This is a genomic window from Stenotrophomonas sp. STK16_22, assembly GCF_051984505.1.
GTDB lineage: Bacteria > Pseudomonadota > Gammaproteobacteria > Xanthomonadales > Xanthomonadaceae > Stenotrophomonas > Stenotrophomonas maltophilia_A.
Genome location: NZ_CP196972.1, coordinates 4085659 through 4104690, shown reverse-complemented (window position 1 = coordinate 4104690; position 19032 = coordinate 4085659). Strand labels below are relative to the sequence as shown.

Annotated in this window: 20 protein-coding genes; 13 read left to right on the top strand and 7 right to left on the bottom strand. The window is 66.5% G+C overall.

From position 1 onward, the window contains the following. Positions 1–84 precede the first annotated feature (84 nt). The gene (glmS, locus tag ACSYAO_RS18975) at positions 85–1923 is read left to right on the top strand and encodes a glutamine--fructose-6-phosphate transaminase (isomerizing) (protein ID WP_049460878.1); all 1839 of its coding nucleotides are present in this window, start codon (positions 85–87) and stop codon (positions 1921–1923) included. 445 nt (positions 1924–2368) lie between these two features. After that, positions 2369–2800: a CBS domain-containing protein gene (locus ACSYAO_RS18970; protein WP_006394252.1), complete on the top strand. Its 432-nt coding sequence runs from the start codon at positions 2369–2371 to the stop codon at positions 2798–2800. A gap of 67 nt (positions 2801–2867) precedes the next feature. Here ACSYAO_RS18970 and ACSYAO_RS18965 read toward each other — a convergent pair whose 3' ends face one another. Together ACSYAO_RS18965 and gloA are read right to left on the bottom strand one after the other, a co-directional pair. Next, positions 2868–3296, bottom strand: coding sequence for a VOC family protein (locus tag ACSYAO_RS18965; protein ID WP_049460881.1), 429 nt, complete (start codon positions 3294–3296; stop codon positions 2868–2870). Between the two features lie 89 nt (positions 3297–3385). After that, positions 3386–3901, bottom strand: a complete 516-nt coding sequence (gloA, locus tag ACSYAO_RS18960; RefSeq protein ID WP_049460883.1) for a lactoylglutathione lyase — start codon at positions 3899–3901, stop codon at positions 3386–3388. A 125-nt stretch (positions 3902–4026) separates the two neighbouring features. Here gloA and ACSYAO_RS18955 point away from each other — a divergent pair, with 125 nt between their 5' ends. Then, a complete protein-coding gene (locus ACSYAO_RS18955; protein ID WP_049460884.1) occupies positions 4027–5139 on the top strand; it encodes a PLP-dependent cysteine synthase family protein in 1113 nt (370 codons plus the stop codon). A 58-nt stretch (positions 5140–5197) separates the two neighbouring features. Here the strand turns inward: ACSYAO_RS18955 and ACSYAO_RS18950 are convergent, their stop codons facing one another. Beyond that, the gene (locus ACSYAO_RS18950; protein ID WP_049460886.1) at positions 5198–5602 is read right to left on the bottom strand and encodes a hypothetical protein; all 405 of its coding nucleotides are present in this window, start codon (positions 5600–5602) and stop codon (positions 5198–5200) included. Positions 5603–5767: 165 nt separating this feature from the next. Here ACSYAO_RS18950 and ACSYAO_RS18945 point away from each other — a divergent pair, with 165 nt between their 5' ends. Beyond that, the gene (locus ACSYAO_RS18945) at positions 5768–7798 is read left to right on the top strand and encodes a M3 family metallopeptidase (protein WP_440566137.1); all 2031 of its coding nucleotides are present in this window, start codon (positions 5768–5770) and stop codon (positions 7796–7798) included. Positions 7799–7966: 168 nt separating this feature from the next. Here the strand turns inward: ACSYAO_RS18945 and ACSYAO_RS18940 are convergent, their stop codons facing one another. Together ACSYAO_RS18940 and ACSYAO_RS18935 are read right to left on the bottom strand one after the other, a co-directional pair. Next, positions 7967–8770, bottom strand: a complete 804-nt coding sequence (locus ACSYAO_RS18940) for an SDR family oxidoreductase (protein ID WP_049460889.1) — start codon at positions 8768–8770, stop codon at positions 7967–7969. Beyond that, complete coding sequence (locus ACSYAO_RS18935; RefSeq protein WP_032129027.1) at positions 8767–9333, bottom strand: DUF1415 domain-containing protein; 567 nt, start codon at positions 9331–9333, stop codon at positions 8767–8769. The genes ACSYAO_RS18940 and ACSYAO_RS18935 overlap by 4 nt, the downstream gene beginning before the upstream one ends. 193 nt (positions 9334–9526) lie before the next feature. On the opposite strand from ACSYAO_RS18935, the gene ACSYAO_RS18930 reads away from it, so the two are divergent. From ACSYAO_RS18930 to ACSYAO_RS18920, 3 genes are all read left to right on the top strand, one after another. Continuing rightward, on the top strand, positions 9527–10993 hold the full coding sequence (locus ACSYAO_RS18930; RefSeq protein ID WP_032129026.1) for a benzaldehyde dehydrogenase: 1467 nt from the start codon (positions 9527–9529) through the stop codon (positions 10991–10993). 17 nt (positions 10994–11010) lie between these two features. Continuing rightward, positions 11011–12138: an NAD(P)-dependent alcohol dehydrogenase gene (locus ACSYAO_RS18925; RefSeq protein WP_049460891.1), complete on the top strand. Its 1128-nt coding sequence runs from the start codon at positions 11011–11013 to the stop codon at positions 12136–12138. 161 nt (positions 12139–12299) lie between these two features. Next, positions 12300–13397 (top strand): helix-turn-helix domain-containing protein, encoded by a 1098-nt coding sequence (locus tag ACSYAO_RS18920; protein ID WP_032129024.1) that lies wholly within the window; start codon positions 12300–12302, stop codon positions 13395–13397. 35 nt (positions 13398–13432) lie between these two features. Here the strand turns inward: ACSYAO_RS18920 and ACSYAO_RS18915 are convergent, their stop codons facing one another. Further along, the gene (locus ACSYAO_RS18915; RefSeq protein WP_006471121.1) at positions 13433–13915 is read right to left on the bottom strand and encodes a YajQ family cyclic di-GMP-binding protein; all 483 of its coding nucleotides are present in this window, start codon (positions 13913–13915) and stop codon (positions 13433–13435) included. Between the two features lie 317 nt (positions 13916–14232). On the opposite strand from ACSYAO_RS18915, the gene ACSYAO_RS18910 reads away from it, so the two are divergent. From ACSYAO_RS18910 to ACSYAO_RS18890, 5 genes are all read left to right on the top strand, one after another. Further along, on the top strand, positions 14233–15129 hold the full coding sequence (locus ACSYAO_RS18910) for a DMT family transporter (protein WP_049399222.1): 897 nt from the start codon (positions 14233–14235) through the stop codon (positions 15127–15129). A 200-nt stretch (positions 15130–15329) separates the two neighbouring features. Continuing rightward, a complete protein-coding gene (locus tag ACSYAO_RS18905; RefSeq protein WP_049463219.1) occupies positions 15330–16337 on the top strand; it encodes a methionine ABC transporter ATP-binding protein in 1008 nt (335 codons plus the stop codon). Further along, positions 16334–17023, top strand: coding sequence for a methionine ABC transporter permease (locus ACSYAO_RS18900; RefSeq protein WP_032129021.1), 690 nt, complete (start codon positions 16334–16336; stop codon positions 17021–17023). The genes ACSYAO_RS18905 and ACSYAO_RS18900 overlap by 4 nt, the downstream gene beginning before the upstream one ends. A gap of 255 nt (positions 17024–17278) precedes the next feature. After that, the gene (locus ACSYAO_RS18895) at positions 17279–17557 is read left to right on the top strand and encodes a type II toxin-antitoxin system RelE/ParE family toxin (protein ID WP_080356578.1); all 279 of its coding nucleotides are present in this window, start codon (positions 17279–17281) and stop codon (positions 17555–17557) included. Positions 17558–17567: 10 nt separating this feature from the next. Then, positions 17568–17867, top strand: coding sequence for a HigA family addiction module antitoxin (locus tag ACSYAO_RS18890; protein WP_049463234.1), 300 nt, complete (start codon positions 17568–17570; stop codon positions 17865–17867). 40 nt (positions 17868–17907) lie between these two features. Here ACSYAO_RS18890 and ACSYAO_RS18885 read toward each other — a convergent pair whose 3' ends face one another. Further along, positions 17908–18510 (bottom strand): lipocalin family protein, encoded by a 603-nt coding sequence (locus ACSYAO_RS18885; protein WP_010481371.1) that lies wholly within the window; start codon positions 18508–18510, stop codon positions 17908–17910. Positions 18511–18637: 127 nt separating this feature from the next. Here ACSYAO_RS18885 and ACSYAO_RS18880 point away from each other — a divergent pair, with 127 nt between their 5' ends. Further along, positions 18638–18964 (top strand): hypothetical protein, encoded by a 327-nt coding sequence (locus ACSYAO_RS18880; RefSeq protein WP_049399225.1) that lies wholly within the window; start codon positions 18638–18640, stop codon positions 18962–18964. Positions 18965–19032 lie beyond the last annotated feature (68 nt).

The window sequence follows — 19032 nt, the reverse complement described above, 5'->3', positions numbered from 1 at the left end:
CGGACACTTTCATTAAGCGGACAGGAGGGGGAGCGCGGGCCCGCAGGCTAGAATGCGGCGATCGTCTTCAAGGAAACGCGTGACATGTGTGGAATCGTGGGTGCGATCGCTGATCGCGACGTAGTGCCGGTGCTGATCGAAGGCCTGAAGCGCCTTGAGTACCGTGGTTACGATTCCTCGGGCATCGCGGTGATCGACCATGCCGAACGGCCGGATGTGCGCCGCGTGCGTCGTACCGGCCGTGTGTCGGAAATGGCCACTGCGGCCGAGGCCGAGGGCTTCAATGCAGTGCTGGGCATCGGCCACACCCGCTGGGCCACCCACGGTGGTGTCACCGAGGCCAACGCGCATCCGCACATCAGCCACGGCGTGGCACTGGTGCACAACGGCATCATTGAAAATCACGAGGAGCAGCGCGAGAAGCTGCGTGCCCTGGGTTACACCTTCGAGTCGCAGACCGACACCGAAGTCATCGCGCACCTGATCCATCACCACCTGAAGGACGGCGACGACCTGCTGGTGGCGCTGCAGCACACGGTGAAGGAGCTGACCGGCGCCTACGCGCTGGCCGTGGTCAGCCGCGCCGAGCCGGAACGCTTCGTGTGCGCGCGCATGGGCTGCCCGCTGCTGATCGGCCTGGGTGAGGGCGAGAACTTCGTGGCGTCCGACGTTTCGGCGGTGATCTCGGCCACCCGCAAGGTGATCTTCCTGGAAGAGGGCGACACCGCCGAAATCCGCCGCGACGGCGTGCGCATCTTCGATGAGCATGACCAGCCGATCGAGCGCGAGGTGCACCTGTCCGACGTATCGCTGGCATCGCTGGAGCTGGGCCCGTACCGCCACTTCATGCAGAAGGAAATCCACGAGCAGCCGCGCGCGCTGGGCGACACCATCGAGGCAGCGATCGACGCCGGTGGTTTCCCGGCCGAACTGTTCGGCAAGAATGCCGAGGCCGTGCTGTCAGGCATCGAAGGCGTGCAGATCATCGCCTGCGGCACCAGCTATTACGCCGGCCTGACCGCGCGCTACTGGATCGAAGCCATTGCCGGCCTGCCGTGCAGCGTGGAGATTGCCAGCGAGTACCGCTACCGCGCCGCCTATGCCAACCCGAAGCACCTGATCGTCACCATCTCCCAGTCCGGCGAAACGCTGGATACGATGGAAGCGCTGAAGTACGCCAAGTCGCTGGGCCACAAGCACACGCTGTCGATCTGCAACGTGCCGGAAAGCGCGATTCCGCGCGCCAGCGAGCTTGTCTGCTACACCCGTGCCGGCGCCGAGATCGGCGTGGCGTCGACCAAGGCCTTCACCACCCAGCTGGCCGCACTGTTCCAGCTGACCGTGGTGCTGGGCAAGCTGCATGGCCGCATCGACGCGGCGCAGGAAGCGGACTACCTGGAGCAGCTGCGCTTCCTGCCGGGCAGCGTGCAGCACGCGCTGAACATGGAGCCGCAGATCGCCGCCTGGGCCGAGCGTTTCGCGCGCAAGAGCAGTGCGCTGTTCCTGGGTCGTGGCCTGCATTACCCGATCGCGCTGGAAGGCGCGCTCAAGCTCAAGGAAATCTCCTACATCCACGCCGAGGCCTATCCGGCGGGCGAGCTGAAGCATGGCCCGCTGGCGCTGGTGGACGAGGACATGCCGGTAGTGGTGATCGCGCCCAACGACAGCCTGCTGGAGAAGGTGAAGTCGAATATGCAGGAAGTGCGCGCGCGCGGCGGCGAGCTGTTCGTGTTCGCCGACCATGACAGCAACTTCAACGAGTCCGAAGGCGTGCATGTGATCCGCACGCCGCGCCATGCCGGCGTGCTCAGCCCGATCGTGCACACCATCCCGGTGCAGCTGCTGGCGTACCACACCGCACTGGCACGTGGCACCGACGTGGACAAGCCACGCAACCTGGCCAAGAGCGTGACGGTGGAGTAACTCCGCCGGAACCGCTGGAAGCTGCATGCGAAAGGGGCCCCACGTGGGCCCCTTTCGTTTGCGCCGGTGGTCGTGCCAAGTGGGACAGCCGCCGGGTGTTCTGTCCGCTGTCGGCAGCAGGCAATCAATCTTTAATGCGCGACATCGCCTGTATTCAGCGGCGGTTTCAGCCGCGGTGCCATCCTCTGGATCGTCAGTTGGTTCCTACGACGAACTGTCCTATCGATGCCGGTAGTGACCGATGGTCGCAGTCGTAGAATCGATTTGACCGAGGGCCGGGTTGAGCGGTTGAACCCACCTCGTTCGCGTTGCAGCACGTCGTCTGCCGATCCATTTCCACCGGCAGCCGGGTGCGCCAGACGTGCGCTGAAAGGTCTGTTCCCGGGGAGGGGGCGTATCGGAAGAGCACACTTTTTGACTTAGTGACCTGCACCAGGAAACAAGAATGAACGTCCGCGAACTCCTGCAATCCAAGAAAGAAGCTGTCATCACCATCGACGCCGAAGACACCATCGGTGCCGCCGCCCACAAGATGAGCGCGAACAAGATCGCTGCGCTGGTGGTGATGAAGGACGATGCCCCGGTCGGCATCATTTCCGAGAAGGACATCGTGCGCACCCTGGCCGACGACGGCCCGCAGGCCGGCCGCCGGGTGATTTCCAGCCTGCCGTCCACCGGCCTGGAAGGCATTGCGCCGGAAGCGACCCTGAAGCAGGCCATGTCGCTGATGACATACTCGCGGCGCCGTCATCTGATGGTCACCGAAGGCACCCTGCTGGTGGGCATCCTCAGCCTGGGCGACATCGTGAAGAACCTGCTGGGCGAGCTGGAGCTGGAAAAGGCCGTGCTGCAGGACATCTACATGGCCGCCCACTGAGGGCTGGACCCTTGGATGCAGAGAAGCCGGGCATTGCCCGGCTTCTTCGTTCACGGCTTCGGTGATATCAGAAAGTGACCTTCACCGAATCGGCGCTGTAGTTCGCCGGACCGTGATAGACCACTTCGATGTTGTTGCCATCCGGATCGAGCACAAAGGCGCCGTAGTAGCCGGGATGGTAGGGGCGCTCGCCGGGTGCGCCGTTGTCCTTGCCTCCGGCGGCGATGGCCGCAGTGTGGAAGGCATCGACGGTGGCGCTGTCGCGTGCCTGGAACGCCAGATGGTGGCGCCCGGTGAGCTGGCCGGCGGCGGCCTCGCTGGTGGCGCTGGAAATGAACAGCTCATCGGCCCAGAAGTAATCCTCGCCTTCGCCGGCGATCGGGATGCCGATCGTGTCGAACACCGCCTGGTAGAAGCGGCGGCTGGCGGTGAGGTCGCGTACGACCAGCTGGATGTGGTCGATCAGTCGTCCGCGGTGCAGTTCCATCGTTTCCATACGAACCTCGCAAAAAAGGGGACGGAGGGGATTAAGTCACTTCCAGCCAATAGTGCCAGAAACGACTTAATCCCCTCCGTCCCCTTTTGTCAGTTGGCGATGATCTCGACCCAGTAGCCGTCCGGGTCCTTGATGAAGGCCAGGTTCTTCATGCGGCCGTCGGTCAGGCGCTTCTGGAAGGTCACGCCCAGGTCCTCGAAGCGCTGGCAGGCGGCTTCGATGTCCGGCACGGACACGCAGATGTGGCCGAAGCCGCGCGGGTCGCTGTTGCCGTCGTGGTAGACCGCGCCGTCCTGGGCCTCGGTGCCATGGTTGTGGGTCAGTTCCAGCACGCCCGGCAGGCCGGCCATCCACACGCGGCGCTGGCTGTCGTCTTCCGGCACCACCGCGCCGGCCGGTACGTAGGCCAGGAAGTACAGGCTGAACTGGGCTTCGGCGAAGTCGCGCTTGTCGATCAGCTGGTAGCCCAGCACGCGGGTGTAGAAGTCCAGCGAGGCGGTGATGTCCTTCACCCGCAGCATGGTGTGGTTGAACACGAAGCCGGTGGTCTCGGCCGGAGCCTGGGCGGCGACGCCGGGGACATCGCGCAGGGCGGGGATGGTCATGGGGGAGGTCCTTCAGACAGGGCCGTTGCCGGCCGGATGTGGCCATTCTACCGGCTCTGAATTTGGCCATTCGCGACATACAATGGCCAGATAGCACCGTTCCGTCCTGATGACCATTGCCCGCCATGTCGCAGCGTGAATGGGTGGCCGCCGCCATCCGCAAGATCGAAGCCGATTTCAACCGTTCCGCCGATACCCACCTGATCCCGTTGGCGCTGGCCGGGTTCGCGGGCATCGATGTGTACCTGAAGGATGAATCAAGCCATCCCACCGGCAGCCTCAAGCACCGGCTGGCGCGCTCGCTGTTCCTGTATGCGTTGACCAACGGCTGGCTGCGCGAAGGGCGGCCGGTGATCGAGGCTTCCAGCGGGTCGACGGCAGTGTCCGAGGCCTATTTCGCGCGCCTGCTGGGGGTGCCGTTCATCGCGGTGATTCCGGCCACGACCTCGCCGGAGAAGATTGCCGCCATCGAATTCCACGGGGGCCGCTGCCACCTGGTCGAGCGCGCCTGCGAACTCAACGGTGAATCGGAGAAGCTGGCCCGCGAAACCGGTGGCCACTTCATGGACCAGTTCACCTATGCCGAGCGGGCGACCGACTGGCGCGCCAACAACAACATTGCCGAGTCCATCTTCAAGCAGATGGCCGAGGAGCCCAGCCCGGTTCCGGAATGGATCGTGTGCAGCCCCGGTACCGGCGGTACCGCAGCGACGCTGGGCCGCTATGTCAGCTACCGCCGGCATGACACCCGCATCCTTTGCGCGGACCCGGAAGTGTCGGTGTTCTTCGATGGCTATCAGGCTGCCGTGGCCGGCCAGCAGGACTGGCGCGGCCTGACCTGCAGCGGCGGTTCGCGCGTGGAAGGCATCGGCCGGCCGCGGGTGGAGCCGAGCTTCATCCCGACCAGCGTCGATGCGATGGTGAAGGTGCCCGACGCGCTGAGCCTGGCCGCGATGCGCCATGTCAGCCGCCAGCTCGGTCGACGCGTGGGTGGCTCCACCGGCACCAACTTCATCGGTGTGCTGCGGGCGGCGCAGTGGATGCGTGAGGCAGGCCACCAGGGCAGCATTGTCAGCATCCTGTGCGACAGTGGCGAGCGCTACGCGCAGAGCTACTACGACCCGGCGTGGTACGCGCGGCAGGGCATCGATGTCGACGGCGCCGATGCACAGCTGGCAGCGGCAGTGGCCGGGCAGGGGCTGCCGGAACTGCCGTGGTGCAGCCTGGAAGCGTTGTAGCCGGCCGGCATTTCCGCCGGGCGATGCCCGACGAGCGCAGCGGTGTGTCGTACCCCGATCAATACCCCGCCGCGGTGAACGCGTCCAGCACTGCATCTCGCAGCGCATCGGGCAAGGCCTCGATGTCCATCGCGCGATCATCCAGATGCAGGCTCGGGTCCAGGATGCTGGCACGGCCCTGGGCCAGCGCCTGCAGCCACAGCAGCACGCAGATCACGAACTCGCGCTCATGGCCCAGCCGCAGCTGGCTGGCGCCACGTTCGATCACCTCGAACGGGTACCACTCCTGGGCATCGTTGAACGTGCCGCCCTGCTGCAGCACTGCCTGCAGTTGATGCAGGTGACGCGGGGCGTCGTCGCCGGCATCGCACAATGCGGCGATCCAGGTCAGTTCGGCCGGGCTGGCGGACAATGCCAGTGACCGGGCCGGTGAGGCGGATGCAACTGCAGCCAGACCTTCCATGTAGGGCCTCGTTCGGTGCGTACCGCTGCGGACTCCCCCGCAGCCAGAGCTTCGATGCGTGACCGTAAGGCCGATGTGAATGCCGCGCCCCCTTGTCAGCCACGCCTGCCAGCGCCATATCTACCAAGCTGCCCGCCCGCCGGGCCCGTTCCCTGGAGATCTGCCGTGACCGTTGCCAACCCCCTGCTCGATTTTTCCGGCCTGCCGCGCTTCGAGGCGATCCGCCCCGAGCACGTGGCGCCGGCGCTGGACGTGCTGCTGGCCGAGGCCGAAGCCGCCGTCAGCGCGGCCGAGCAGGTGCAGCCGGTGCGCTGGGAGACCTTTGTGGCCCCGCTGGATGACGCCACCGAGCGCCTGTGGCGCGCCTGGGGCCTGGTCGGCCACCTGCAGGGCGTGGTCAACACCCCGGAACTGCGCGAGGCCTACAACAGCAACCTGCCGCGGGTGACCCGCTTCGCCAGCGCGCTCAGCCAGAACCTGGCGTTGTACCGGCAGTACCAGACGCTGGCCGCCAGCACCGAGGCGGCGCGCTTCGACGAGGCCCAGCGCAAGGTGCTGGACAACACGCTGCGTGACTTCCGCCTCGGCGGCGCCGAGCTGGCGCCGGAGGCGCAGCAGCGCTTCGCGGCGATCAAGGAAGAACTGTCGGCGCTGTCGGCGAAGTTCTCGCAGAACGTTCTTGACGCTACCGATGCCTGGTCGCTGATCGTCGAGGACGAAGCACGATTGAAGGGCCTGCCGGAAGACGTGAAGGCCGCCGCGCATGCCGCAGCACAGAAGGACGGCAAGTCTGGCTGGAAACTGACCCTGCAGATGCCGTGCTACCTGCCGGTGCAGACCTGGGGTGAGGACCGCGACCTGCGCGAGATCCTGTACCGTGCCAGCGCACAGCGTGCGTCCGAATTCGGCGATGACACGCTGGACAACAGCGGCAACATCGACCGCATCCTCGCCCTGCGCGCGGAACTCGCCGCACTGCTCGGCTTCGGTTCGTATGGTGATTATTCGGTGGCGACCAAGATGGCGCAGGACCCGGCCGAGGTGCTCGGTTTCCTGCGTGACCTGGCCTCGCGCGCCAAGCCGTTCGCGGCCAAGGACCGTGCTGAACTGGAACAGTTCGCACGCGAGCAACTCGGTATCGACAGCCTGCAGGCCTGGGACCTGGCATTCGCTGCCGATCGCCTGAAGCAGGCGCGTTACAGCTATTCCGAACAGGAAGTGAAGCAGTACTTCACCGAACCGAAGGTGCTGGGCGGCCTGTTCTCGGTGATCGAGCAGCTGTACGGCCTGCGCGTGCAGGAGGACAGCGCGCCGGTGTGGCACGAGGATGTGCGCTTCTTCCGCCTGGTCGATGCGCAGGGCGGGCTGGTGGGCCAGTTCTACCTGGACCTGTACGCGCGCGAAGGCAAGCGCGGTGGCGCGTGGATGGATGATTGCCGTAACCGCCGCGAGTGTGCCGACGGCAGCGTGCAGACGCCGCTGGTCTACCTGGTGTGCAACTTCGGCCGAGGTGCCAATGGCAAGCCGGCCACCTTCAGCCACAATGAAGTGACCACCCTGTTCCATGAAATGGGCCACGGCCTGCATCAGCTGCTGACCCGCATCGGCGAACTGGGCGTGGCCGGCATCAACGGCGTGGAATGGGACGCGGTGGAGCTGCCCAGCCAGTTCATGGAGAACTTCTGCTGGGAATGGGAGCACCTGCAGGCGATGACCGCACATGTGGACAGTGGCGAGCCGCTGCCGCGCGCGCTGTACGAGCGCATGCTGGCTGCACGCAACTTCCACAGCGGCATGGCCACGGTGCGCCAGCTGGAGTTCGGCCTGTTCGACATGCTGCTGCACAGCCAGTTCGAACCGGCGCAGGACAGCGTTCTGGCACTGCTCGATCGTGTGCGCGCGGAAGTGGCGGTGAACCACCCGCCGGTCTGGAACCGCTTCCCGCATCAGTTCAGCCACATCTTCGCCGGCGGCTACGCAGCCGGTTACTACAGCTACAAGTGGGCCGAGGTGCTGAGCGCCGATGCCTATGCGGCGTTCGAGGAGGCGCCGCAGGCGCTGGCTGAAACCGGCGCGCGCTTCCGCGAAGAGATCCTGTCGCGCGGTGGCAGCCGCCCGGCGGCGGAGAACTTCAAGGCCTTCCGCGGCCGCGCGCCTCTGATCGACGCGCTGCTGCGCCACTCGGGCATGGCGTAAGGTGTTTGGTAGGTGCCAACCTTGGTTGGCACGTTACCGTTATCCACGCATGGCGTGGATCTACCGGAATGTTCGGACATGGCGTAACGCCTTGGTAGGCGCCAACCTTGGTTGGCGAAAAGCCCAGGCCAACCAAGGTTGGCCTCTACCGGGCGTCGCGCCTTGGGGTCATTCGGCGTAGATCATCTTCCGGGTCATGCCGCCGTCCACGATGAAGTCCTGGCCGGTGGTGAAACCGGACAGCGACGACAGCAGGTACACCGCCAGTGCACCGATGTCTTCGGGGCGGCCGACCCGGCCGACCGGGTGTTGCGCATGGTCGATGGCTGAGTATTCCGGCGCGTGGCGCCGTGAGGGGGCCTGCCACGCAGTGGTGCCGATCCAGCCGGGGCTGATGCTGTTCACACGCACCGCCGGACCGGCGCTGATCGCAAGTGCATGGGTGAAGGCCACCAGCCCACCCTTGGCTGCCGCATAGGCTTCGCTGTGTGCTTCGGATTGCCAGGCCCGGGTGGAGGCGATGTTGATGATCGCACCGGCGGCGCTGGCGGTCAGTGCTGGCAACGTGTGCTTGCTGCACAGGAATGCACCGTGCAGTGACGACAGCCGGCGCTGCCACTCGTCCCAGTCCATATCCTGCAACCCTGTGCCGTGTGGACCGGCGATGCCCGCGTTGTTCACCAGTCCGTCGATACGGCCGAAACGCTGCAGGGCCACGGCGATGAAGTCGCGCACGCTGGCTTCGTCGGTGATGTCCAGGCGCTGGAACGCGGCATCCTCGCCGCGCTGCCATTCCGCCAGACACGCTTCTCCGGCCTCCACGTCCAGGTCGCCGATCAGCACGCGTCCACCGGCACCAAGTACGGCCTGGGCAATACCACGGCCGATGCCGTTGGCACCGCCGGTGACCAGCACAACCTTGCCCGACAGTGGCGCGGCCGGCCATGCGGCGATCGGCGGCACCGTGCTCACGTCAGGTCTTCGCCGCGCAGGCGGCGATGCCAGCCGTCCACACCGATGCGGTCCAGGGTCTGGATGTTGCGCTCGACGATCACGTCCGGGTCCGGATAGACATCCACCGCGCGTGCCACGCTGTCTTCGCGCAGCAGGTGCAGGGTGGGGAAGGGTGCGCGGTTGGTGTAGTTGCTGGCGTCGTCCGCGGCCACGCCATCGAACTGGTAGTCCGGGTGGAAGCTGGCCACCTGCAGGATGCCCTGCAGGTCCAGTGCCTCGATCGCCGCATCGGCGTTGTCGAGGAAATCGTTGTAGTCGAGGAAATCGGTCAGCACCTGCGGATGCACGATCAGCGTCGTGTCGATCTGCTCGGCCGGCGTATCGCGCAGCAGCACCAGCTCCTCGGCCAGCTGTTCAACCAGCGCTTCCGGCGTGGTCGCATCGCTGAGCACGATGCGGACCTGGTCCTTCACGTACACCGCCTTGGCGAACGGGCACAGGTTCAGGCCGATGACGATGCGCTCCAGCCACAGGCGGGTGGCGGCGATCGGGTCATCGGTGGGCAGGTGTGAATCGGTCATGGCGGGCACGTGGGCTGGCGGGGCCGCCATTGTAGGCAGTGTGCCGGTGCTGCGCTGTCCACTGTGCAGGAACTGGACAGTGGCGAAGCTGGAAATTCCTGAAGATTCAAACCGTTGCGCGCTACCGATGGATGGCCGATTGCCAGTCCGGGGCGACGGGCGTGGAATGGATGCACGAAACAGGAGGACACCCATGACTGCATCTTCCCCGTGGCTGCCGGACGCCCTCTGGGCCGGCGCCTTCTTTGATGGCCACTGGCAGGCTGCCCCGCAACGGCACCCGGTGATTGAACCGGCCACTGGCCGGGAGCTGGGCGAGATCGGCCTGGCCGATCCGGCGCAGATCGCGCGTTCGGCGGCTGCCGCGGCACAGGCGCAACAGGCTTGGGCGGCGGCGCCCTACGAACAGCGTGCCGACGTGCTGCGCAAGGCCGCGCGTCTGGCCGAAGAGAACATCGACACCCTGGTCGAGTGGCTGGTGCGCGAAAGCGGCTCGACCCGCCTGAAGGCCGGCTTCGAGGCCAAGGTGACGATCAAGGCGCTGCACGAGGCCGCCGCACTGCCGTCGCGCAGCACGGGTGAGATCCTGCCCTCCGAGCCGGGCAAGCTGAATCTGGCGCGGCGCCGCCCGCTGGGTGTGGTCGGGGTCATTTCGCCGTTCAACTTCCCGCTCTACCTGGCGATGCGTGCGGTGGCCCCGGCGATCGCGCTGGGCAACGCTGTGGTTCTCAAGCCGGACCCGCGTACGGCAGTGTGTGGTGGCGCGGTGATCGCGCGCCTGTTCGAGCAGGCGGGCCTGCCGGCAGGCGTGCTGCACATGCTGCCCGGCGATGGCGCGGCCGGGGCCGCGCTGACCAGTGACCCGCACGTGGCGATGATCCAGTTCACCGGTTCCACCGCCGCCGGGCGCAAGGTCGGCGAAGCGGCGGGCAAGCACCTGAAAAAGGTTTCGCTGGAGTTGGGTGGCAAGAATTCGTTGATCATCCTGGACGATGCGGACCTGGACCTGGCGGTGGCCAACACCGCGTGGGGCGTCTACCTGCACCAGGGCCAGATCTGCATGGCGACCGGCCGCGTGCTGGTGCACCGGAAGATCCATGACACGTTCCTGCAGAAACTGGTGGCCAAGGCCAACGCGCTGAAGGTAGGCGACCCGGCACGTGAGGACGTGGCGATCGGCCCGCTGATCAATGCCGGCCAGCGCGACCATGCTGCACGCGTGGTCGAGCAGGCGGTGCAGGCCGGTGCCACGCTGGAAGCGGGTGGCACGCACCGGGAGCTGTTCTTCGCACCCACCGTGCTCGGCAACGTTGCGGCCGACAATCCGGCCTTCAGCGAGGAAATCTTCGCGCCGGTAGCGGTGGTGGTGCCGTTCGACGATGACGACGAAGCCGTGCGCCTGGCCAACGACAGCGAGTACGGGCTGTCGATGGCGATCGTGTCCAGCAACGTCGGCCGCGCGCTGAAGATCGGCGAGCGCCTGCGTACCGGTCTGCTGCACATCAACGACCAGACCGTGAATGACGAGGTGATCAACCCCTTCGGCGGCGTCGGCGCGTCCGGCAACGGCACCAGCATCGGTGGCCCGGCCAACGGCGAGGAGTTCACCCAGTGGCAGTGGTTGACCGTCAAGGGCGAAGCGCCCGCATACCCGATCTGATCGAAGGAGCCATCACGATGAACGACAACAACGCAACGCGTGAGATCACCGCCGCCGTGGTACGCGGCAAGGAGCAGCCCTTCGTCATCGAGCAGGCGACGCTGCGCGGTCCGCAGGACGACGAGGTGCTGGTGAAGGTGGTGGCCACCGGCCTGTGCCATACCGACCTGATCGTGCGCGATCAGTACTATCCGGTGCCGCTGCCGGCGGTGCTGGGCCATGAGGGGGCGGGCATCGTCGAAGCGGTTGGCCCGAACGTGCGCGACCTCAAGGCGGGGGATCACGTGGTGCTGACCTACGGCGCCTGTGGTCACTGCAATCCCTGCCGGGGTGGACACGGTGCTTACTGCAGGGATTTCTTCGCCCTGAACTTCGGTGGCGATGATGGCCACGGCCATACCGCGATCACCGATGCGCAGGGCCAGCCGCTGCACGATCATTTCTTCGCCCAGTCCTCGTTTGCCACCTACGCGCTGGCCCGCGAGATCAATGCGATCAAGGTGCCTGATGACGCACCACTGGAACTGCTGGGCCCGTTGGGGTGCGGCATCCAGACCGGTGCCGGTGCGGTGCTCAACTCGCTGCAGGTGCGGTCGGGCAGCAGCTTTGCAAGCTATGGTGCCGGTGCGGTGGGCCTGAGCGCGGTGATGGCGGCCAGGGTGGCCGGGGCCACCACCATCATTGCCATCGACGTGGTGCCTTCGCGCCTGGAGCTTGCTCTGGAGCTGGGGGCCACCCACGTGGTCAACAGCCGGGAGACCGATGTGGTCGAGGCGGTGCGTGCGATCACGGGTGGGGGTGCTGACTTCGCGCTGGAATCGACCGGTCGTCCGGACGTGCTGTCCGCTGGCGTCGAGGCGCTGGGTGGGCTGGGCATGATGGGCGTGGTCGGTGCGCCGAAGCTGGGCACCACCGCCAGTTTCGATGTGAACAACCTGCTGCTCGGCGGTCGCAGCATCCGCGGCATCGTCGAGGGCGACAGTGTGCCGCAGGTGTTCATTCCGCAGCTGGTGACCCTGTTCCAGCAGGGACGCTTTCCGTTCGACAAACTGGTGAAGTTCTATCCGCTGGACCAGATCAACCAGGCCGCCGAAGACAGTACCCGTGGCATTACCCTGAAGCCGGTGCTGCGCATCGCGGCGTAGTTTCCCTTGTTGGTAGTGCCGGCCGCCGGCCGGCCCGGGGGGCAGATCCGTTTTCCAGAAGATAACGGCTCTGCCCCTTTGTTTGAACGCGTCTTGAAACGGAAACGCTCCGTTGCCGAGACGTAACATGGCGTTGCCACTGGCGGGTGTACGCTGCGTCCATGATGGCCACGACAGTCGGGCAGCAACAACTGGTGGCGGCACGCGCCGCTTTCGCCGACGGCGATGCGCGCTCATTGGGCGTGTTGCCGCTGCCGCTGCAGCAGTCATGGCTGCGTTCGCGCGCGGCGGGCCTGCAGCCGGGGCAGGAGCCGGACTATCGGCCGCTGCTGGGCGATGGCCGCCATCTGTCCCATCCCGATGACCGGCGCCTGGCGCGTTGCGTGCAGCCGGAGCTGGAACAGCTCTGGGCGGCCTTCGGTGGGCGTGGCTGGACGATGTTCTGCGCCAACCGCGACGGCATGGTGATCGCGCAGCAGGCCCACGGGCTGGAAGATGCTCCCTTGCTGCGGCCGATCCAGGTCGGGCGACAGCTGGGCGAGACCGAGATCGGCACCACCGCGCCAGCGGTCAGCCTGGCCGACGATGTGCCGGCACTGGTGCGCGGCAACGAACACTACCTGCAGCGGTTCGCGCCGGTGTTCTGCCTGAGCGAGCCACTGCACGATCTCGACGGTCGGGTCTGCGGAGTGATCGACATCACCGGTCTTGGCGAGCGCGATCCCGCGCTGCTGCAGGGCTATTTCCGGCAGGCTGCGCTGGCCAGCGAAAATCGCTTGTTCCACAGCCTCACTGACGTGCACCTGCTGGCCGTGCAACATGATCCGCGCTGGCTGGCGTCACCGCTGCAGGGGCTGCTGGCGGTGCAGGAGGATGGCCAGCTGCGTGCAGCCAACCGCGTTGCACGGCGCCTGCTGGGCCTGCCACGGCGCGGGCCGTTGCCGCTGCTGGGTCTGGAAGCGCTGTTTGCCGGTGCCAGTGCGGCGCAACGGCGTCGGCTGCTGCAACCGGGCGCAGCGCATCGGGTCCGGCTGGGCGAGGGCAGTGCGGTCTACCTGCAGCGTCTGCAGGGGCCGCGGGGCGCGACGCACCGGTCTACTGTGCGAAGCACCCCGGCAGATCCAGGCGCGCCGCTGCTGCGTGACCAGCAGCGTGAGGCCGCGCGTCGCGCGGCCCTGGCCGCTGACGGCAACCTCAGCCTGGCCGCACGCCAGTTGGGAATCTCGCGTACCACGCTGTACAAGCTGCTGCGCGATTGACCGCGTAGTCCACCGGGCAGGGCCCGGCGGGGGCATCAGTCGCGGAAGTTGTTGAACTGCAGCGGCAGCTCGAACTTGCCGGCCTTGAGTACGGCGATGGCATCCTGCAGATCGTCGCGCTTCTTGCCCTGCACGCGCAGCTTGTCGCCGTTGATCTGGCTTTCCACCTTCAGCTTGGCGTCCTTCAGTGCCGCCGCGATCTTCTTGGCGATCTTCTGCTCGATGCCCTGCTTGACGGTGATCTTCTGCCGGGCCTGGGCCAGGTTGGTTTCGATGTCGCCGAACTCCAGGCTGAGCACGTCGATGCCGCGCGCGGCCAGGCGTGCGCGCAGGATGTCGTTCATCTGCTTGAGCTGGAACTCGGTCGGCGCAGTCTGGTTGATGACATCGCCATCGCGTTCGAACTTGGCGTCCACGCCCTTGAAGTCGAAGCGGGTGGCCAGTTCGCGGTTGGCCTGGTCGATGGCGTTGGTCAGCTCGTGGGTGTCGACTTCGGACACGACGTCGAAGGAGGGCATGGGCGATGCTCCGCAGGATTCAGTGGTGGCCATTCTATCGCGCCGGCCCGCATGCCCGCTTTCTGTAGAGTCGAGCCATGCTCGACTGCTCTTCACAAAGCAGTCGAGCATGGCTCGACTCTACAGAAGGGCGGCAGTCGAGCAAGCTCGACTCTACAGAAGGGCGGCAGTCGAGCAAGCTCGACTCTACAGAAGGGCGGCAGTCGAGCAAGCTCGACTCTACAGAAGGGCGGCAGTCGAGCAAGCTCGACTCTACAGAAGGGCGGCAGTCGAGCAAGCTCGACTCTACAAACCGGTGCTGTCGGCGATAATGGGCCATGAATGTGCAACGCTCCCCTTCGCGTGCGGTGGCCTGGATGGTCGCTGCGGTCGCCTGTTTCTCGCTGATGGATGCTGGCATGAAGCAGCTGTCGGCCAGCTATCCGACCCTGGAAGTGACCTTCCTGCGTGGTGCGGCTTCGTTGCCGTTCGTGCTGGTCTGGGTGCTGGTCAGCGCCGGCCCGCGCTCGCTGATCCCGCGCCGCTGGGGCCTGCACCTGCTGCGTGGTGGGCTGGGCATGGCGATGATCGGCTGCTTCGTGTTCGCCCTGCGTGACCTGCCGCTGTCCACCGCCTACACCATCTATTTCGTTGCCCCACTGCTGATCGCCGCGCTGTCGGTGCCGTTGCTGGGTGAGCGGGTTGGCCCGCGGCGCTGGGTGGCCATCGGCATCGGCCTGGTCGGCGTGCTGGTGGTGCTGCGGCCGGGCGTGGACGGCTTCATTTCGGTGCCGGGGCTGATGGTGCTGGCCGCGGCCACTGCGTATGCCGTGGCGGCGATCACGGTCAGCCTGCTCACCCGCACCGATACCTCGCAGTCGATGGTGGTCTGGTTCCTGGTGATCATGGCCATCGGTGCCGGCCTGCTGGCCCTTCCCGGCTGGGTGCCACTGCAGCTGGCGCATGCGCCGCTGATCGCCGGCATGGGTCTGGCTGGGGCGCTGGGCCAGATTGCCCTGACCAAGGCGTTCCAGCTGGGCGAGGCCTCGATGATCGCGCCGCTGGAGTACAGCGGCCTGGTCTGGGTGATCGGCTGGGATCTGGCCTTCTGGGGCCAGCTGCCGGACAGCTATACCTGGGTGGGCGCGGCGATCATCGTCGCCTCGGGGCTGTACCTGCTGCACCGTGAGCGGGTGAACCGGCAGGAACCGCCGAAGCCGCTGGATCATCCCTGAGCCGGGGTAGTGCCGGCCGCTGGCCGGCAACTCCTTGCCCCGGAGGAACCGCTGCAGGTGCCGGCCAGCGGCCGACACTACCGGGCGCGGGCGACTTAGAACCAAAAGGAATAACATTCTGGCCCATGGCGCGGGCGCGCGACCGCCTGCGCTGGTAGGCTGCACGCCCCCTTCCGTCACCCAGCCGGTGAGCCACGCCCGTGATCGAGTTCCAGCGCCTGCACAAATCCTATGCCGTTGCCGGCCGCGCAGTCAGCGCGCTGCAGCCGCTGGACCTGACCATCGAGGCCGGTGAGGTATTCGGCATCATCGGCCATTCCGGCGCCGGCAAGTCGACCCTGATCCGCATGATCAACCGCCTGGAAGAGCCCAGCGGTGGTCGCCTGCTGATCGGTGGCGAGGATGTCACCGGACTGGATGCGGACGGCCTGCGCGCGCTGCGCCGGCGCATCGGCATGATCTTCCAGCACTTCAACCTGTTGTCTTCGCGCACGGTGGCCGGCAACGTTGCCTTCCCGCTGGAGCTGGCGGGCACGCCGAAGGCGGAGATCGATGCACGCGTGGCCGAGCTGCTGCAGACCGTGGGCCTGGAGGCGCACGCGCAGAAGTACCCCGCACAGCTGTCCGGTGGGCAGAAGCAGCGCGTCGGCATCGCCCGTGCGCTGGCGACACGCCCGCAGATCCTGCTGTGCGACGAGGCCACCAGTGCGCTGGACCCGCAGACCACCGCCTCGGTGTTGTCGCTGCTGTCGAAGATCAATCGCGAGCTGGGCCTGACCATCGTGCTGATCACCCACGAGATGGATGTGATCCGCCGTGTCTGCGACCGTGTCGCCGTGCTCGACGCCGGCCAGATGGTCGAGACCGGGCCGGTCACCCGGGTGTTCCTGCATCCGCAGCACCCGACCACGCGCCGTTTCGTCAGCGAATCGGAGCACGTGGATGAAGGCGCGCTGCATCGTGATTTCGATGCCGTCGGTGGCCGCATCGTGCGGCTGACCTTCCTCGGCGGAGACACCTACGAACCCCTGCTCGGCAGTGTCGCGCGGGAGACCGGGGTCGACTACAACATCCTGTCCGGCCGTATCGACCGGATCAAGGACACCCCGTATGGCCAGCTGGTGGTCGCCCTGGTGGGCGGTGACCAGTCCGCCGCGCAGGCCGCGTTCGTGGCTGCCGGCGTGCACGTTGAGGAGCTGCGTCGATGATCATCGCCACTGCCGGCGGATTCTTCCGCCACCTGGATGCGGGCAAGTGGGCCGACATCGGCCAGGCCACCATCGACACCCTGCTGATGCTGCTCGGTTCGCTGCCGCTGACCCTGGCCATCGGCCTGCCGCTGGGCGTGCTGCTGTACCTGTTCGGCGCGCCGCAGATGAAGCGCCGTCCGTTCGCCTACGGCGTGCTGGCGCTGGTGGTGAACCTGCTGCGCTCGGTGCCTTTCATCATCCTGATGATCGTGCTGATCCCGGTCACCCTGTTCCTGATGGGGACGTCGCTGGGGGTACGCGGTGCGATCGTGCCGCTGGTGATCGGTGCCGCGCCGTTCTACGCGCGCCTGGTCGAAACCGCACTGCGCGAAGTGGACCGTGGCGTGATCGAAGCGACCCAGTCGATGGGTGCCACCACCTGGCAGCTGGTCACCCGCGTGCTGCTGCCCGAGGCGCGCCCCGGCCTGATCGCCGGTGCGACGGTCACCACCGTGGCGCTGATCGGTTTCACCGCGATGGGCGGCGCGATTGGTTCCGGCGGCCTTGGTGACCTGGCGTTCCGCGATGGCTACCAGCGTTCGCACACCGACGTGGCCCTGGTTACCGTGGTCTTGCTGTTGGTTCTGGTGCAGCTGCTGCAGATGCTCGGCGACCGCCTGGTCGCGCATTACAGCCGCAAATGACGAGGCGCCGGGGCGCTGCCCCCGGCGTCGCCCGGTGCATCGCGGCAGCCGGCCAGCGGCCGGCTCTACCTCATTGCCTGGAAATGGCAGTGCCGGCCGCTGGCCGGCAGAACCTGCAGAACTTCGACAGTGTGCCTGTCATAGCGCCAGGCTCTGGAAGCCGCCACACCCATCAGGAATCGATATCGCCAGACTGGGACTGGCAGCACACCCCGTTCCTTGGTATGTTCCGTTCAACGTAATACGTTTTACGGAATGATCCGTTCATTCCGCTGCAAGCAGACCCGTGCCCTGTTTGAAGGAACCTGTCCACGTGCCTGGCTTTCGATCCGGCGGGCTGCCGAGCGCAAGCTGCAGCTGCTCGACTCGGCACAGACGTTGGCATTCCTGCGCAGCCCGCCCGGGAACCGACTCGAGGCGCTGTCAGGTGATCGGAGAGGGCAGTACAGCTTGCGTATCAATGACCAGTGGCGGCTGTGCTTTACCTGGACTGACAACGGTGCCGATGCCGTGGAAATTGTTGACTATCACTGAGGTGCCCGCCATGAAGCGTCCCCACAACGGCATGCGCGCCATCCATCCTGGCGAGATCCTGCGCGAAGAGTTCCTGATGCCTCTGGCGTTGAGCGTGAACGCGCTGGCAAGGGCCTTGGATGTTCCCGCAACACGGCTGCACGCCATCGTGCACGGGGAGCGCAGTATTTCGGCCGATACCGCGGCACGGCTGGCGCGACATTTTGGTGGGGATGCCGCGTCCTGGCTTGCGATGCAGGCGGCCTACGACCTCAAGACATTGCCAACGCGCAGCGAGATCGAGCGACGGGTACAGCCGCGGGCAGCGTGAATTCGGGGCGCACGGACCGAGGTCCGCGGCCACAATCCAGTCAACGCACGTTCGGTACTTCGTAGCCCAGCTTGCCGACCTGCTCCGGGTGCTGCGGCACGCGCTTGAGCTTGTCGGTGTTCACGCCGTACTCGTCACGCAGGCGCTCGGCCAGCTCCTTGTACAGGGCTTTGTCCATGTCCGGCGTACGCGAGAAGATCCAGGCCATTTCGCGGCCCGGGTAGCCGATCAGTGCCCACGAGTAATCCGGCGCTACTTCCAGCACCCTCGAATGGGTGGGCACGACACGGTAGAACCAGGTGCGCCAGCCGTGGTTGCCACTGTCCGGGTCGACGCTGGCGCGGGCACGCACTTCCTGCAGCGGTTCGCCGAAGCCATCACGGTAGCGGTAGGTGATGCCGACCTTGTGCGCGTCGCGCAACTCGTACTCGTTGACGCTGGCGACATGGCCACGTTCGATGAAGTTCGGCACGCGGCCGATCACATACCAGGTGCCCATGAAGCGCTTCAGGTCGATCGGTGCGTCCAGGGCAGCCGCACCAGAGGCGCTGGTACGGGGCGACGGCGGCTCACTGGCGGCCACGGCGGGGCCGGCCAGGGAAAGGGCCAGCAGCGCGGCGCAGAGCGGGCGGATCGAAGTCATGCGGGAGCGGGCTCCAGTGGGCTTGCACGCGCATGGTCGACTGTGTGCACGCGATCCGTCAATGGTGTCGCAACCTGTGAGAAGGGGGTTGCCCATGCTGTGTTGCATTGTCCACCGGAGAAGCCCCATGAACGCACGTTCCGTCCGCCGCTCTGCAACTGAACGCGTCATTCTCGAGCGTGCCGACCCGCGCCTGCTGCGCAGCGTGCAGCAGCTGGCCCTGGCCGGTATGGCGCTGGTACTGGTCTGGCCGGCCGCGCGCGGCAGCAGTGCCTGGCTGGGCTGGCTACCCATGTGGCTGGTGGGCATGCCGCTGGTGGCCTGGTGGGCGTTGCTGCGCTTTCCGTTGCCGCGCCTGTCGTGGCTGCGGCTGGCGCGTCGTACCGGTGGACAGGCACGTCGCCGTAGCGGCGGGGCGGCGCGAGGCCGTCGCGGCTCCACCGCCGCGGCCTGACCTTCGACACGGGGGCGGCCGCGGCGATCCATGCTAGCGTTCCACGGCTTATGACTGCCTGGAGCTGC

Excerpts from the sequence above, each read along its gene's own strand:
- glmS (WP_049460878.1), top strand. The coding sequence starts at position 85 with ATGTGTGGAATCGTGGGTGCGATCGCTGATCGCGACGTAGTGCCGGTG.
- ACSYAO_RS18970 (WP_006394252.1), top strand. The coding sequence starts at position 2,369 with ATGAACGTCCGCGAACTCCTGCAATCCAAGAAAGAAGCTGTCATCACC.
- ACSYAO_RS18965 (WP_049460881.1), bottom strand. The coding sequence starts at position 3,296 with ATGGAAACGATGGAACTGCACCGCGGACGACTGATCGACCACATCCAG.
- gloA (WP_049460883.1), bottom strand. The coding sequence starts at position 3,901 with ATGACCATCCCCGCCCTGCGCGATGTCCCCGGCGTCGCCGCCCAGGCT.
- ACSYAO_RS18955 (WP_049460884.1), top strand. The coding sequence starts at position 4,027 with ATGTCGCAGCGTGAATGGGTGGCCGCCGCCATCCGCAAGATCGAAGCC.
- ACSYAO_RS18950 (WP_049460886.1), bottom strand. The coding sequence starts at position 5,602 with ATGGAAGGTCTGGCTGCAGTTGCATCCGCCTCACCGGCCCGGTCACTG.
- ACSYAO_RS18935 (WP_032129027.1), bottom strand. The coding sequence starts at position 9,333 with ATGACCGATTCACACCTGCCCACCGATGACCCGATCGCCGCCACCCGC.
- ACSYAO_RS18930 (WP_032129026.1), top strand. The coding sequence starts at position 9,527 with ATGACTGCATCTTCCCCGTGGCTGCCGGACGCCCTCTGGGCCGGCGCC.
- ACSYAO_RS18925 (WP_049460891.1), top strand. The coding sequence starts at position 11,011 with ATGAACGACAACAACGCAACGCGTGAGATCACCGCCGCCGTGGTACGC.
- ACSYAO_RS18920 (WP_032129024.1), top strand. The coding sequence starts at position 12,300 with ATGATGGCCACGACAGTCGGGCAGCAACAACTGGTGGCGGCACGCGCC.
- ACSYAO_RS18915 (WP_006471121.1), bottom strand. The coding sequence starts at position 13,915 with ATGCCCTCCTTCGACGTCGTGTCCGAAGTCGACACCCACGAGCTGACC.
- ACSYAO_RS18910 (WP_049399222.1), top strand. The coding sequence starts at position 14,233 with ATGAATGTGCAACGCTCCCCTTCGCGTGCGGTGGCCTGGATGGTCGCT.
- ACSYAO_RS18900 (WP_032129021.1), top strand. The coding sequence starts at position 16,334 with ATGATCATCGCCACTGCCGGCGGATTCTTCCGCCACCTGGATGCGGGC.
- ACSYAO_RS18895 (WP_080356578.1), top strand. The coding sequence starts at position 17,279 with ATGATCCGTTCATTCCGCTGCAAGCAGACCCGTGCCCTGTTTGAAGGA.
- ACSYAO_RS18890 (WP_049463234.1), top strand. The coding sequence starts at position 17,568 with ATGAAGCGTCCCCACAACGGCATGCGCGCCATCCATCCTGGCGAGATC.
- ACSYAO_RS18885 (WP_010481371.1), bottom strand. The coding sequence starts at position 18,510 with ATGACTTCGATCCGCCCGCTCTGCGCCGCGCTGCTGGCCCTTTCCCTG.
- ACSYAO_RS18880 (WP_049399225.1), top strand. The coding sequence starts at position 18,638 with ATGAACGCACGTTCCGTCCGCCGCTCTGCAACTGAACGCGTCATTCTC.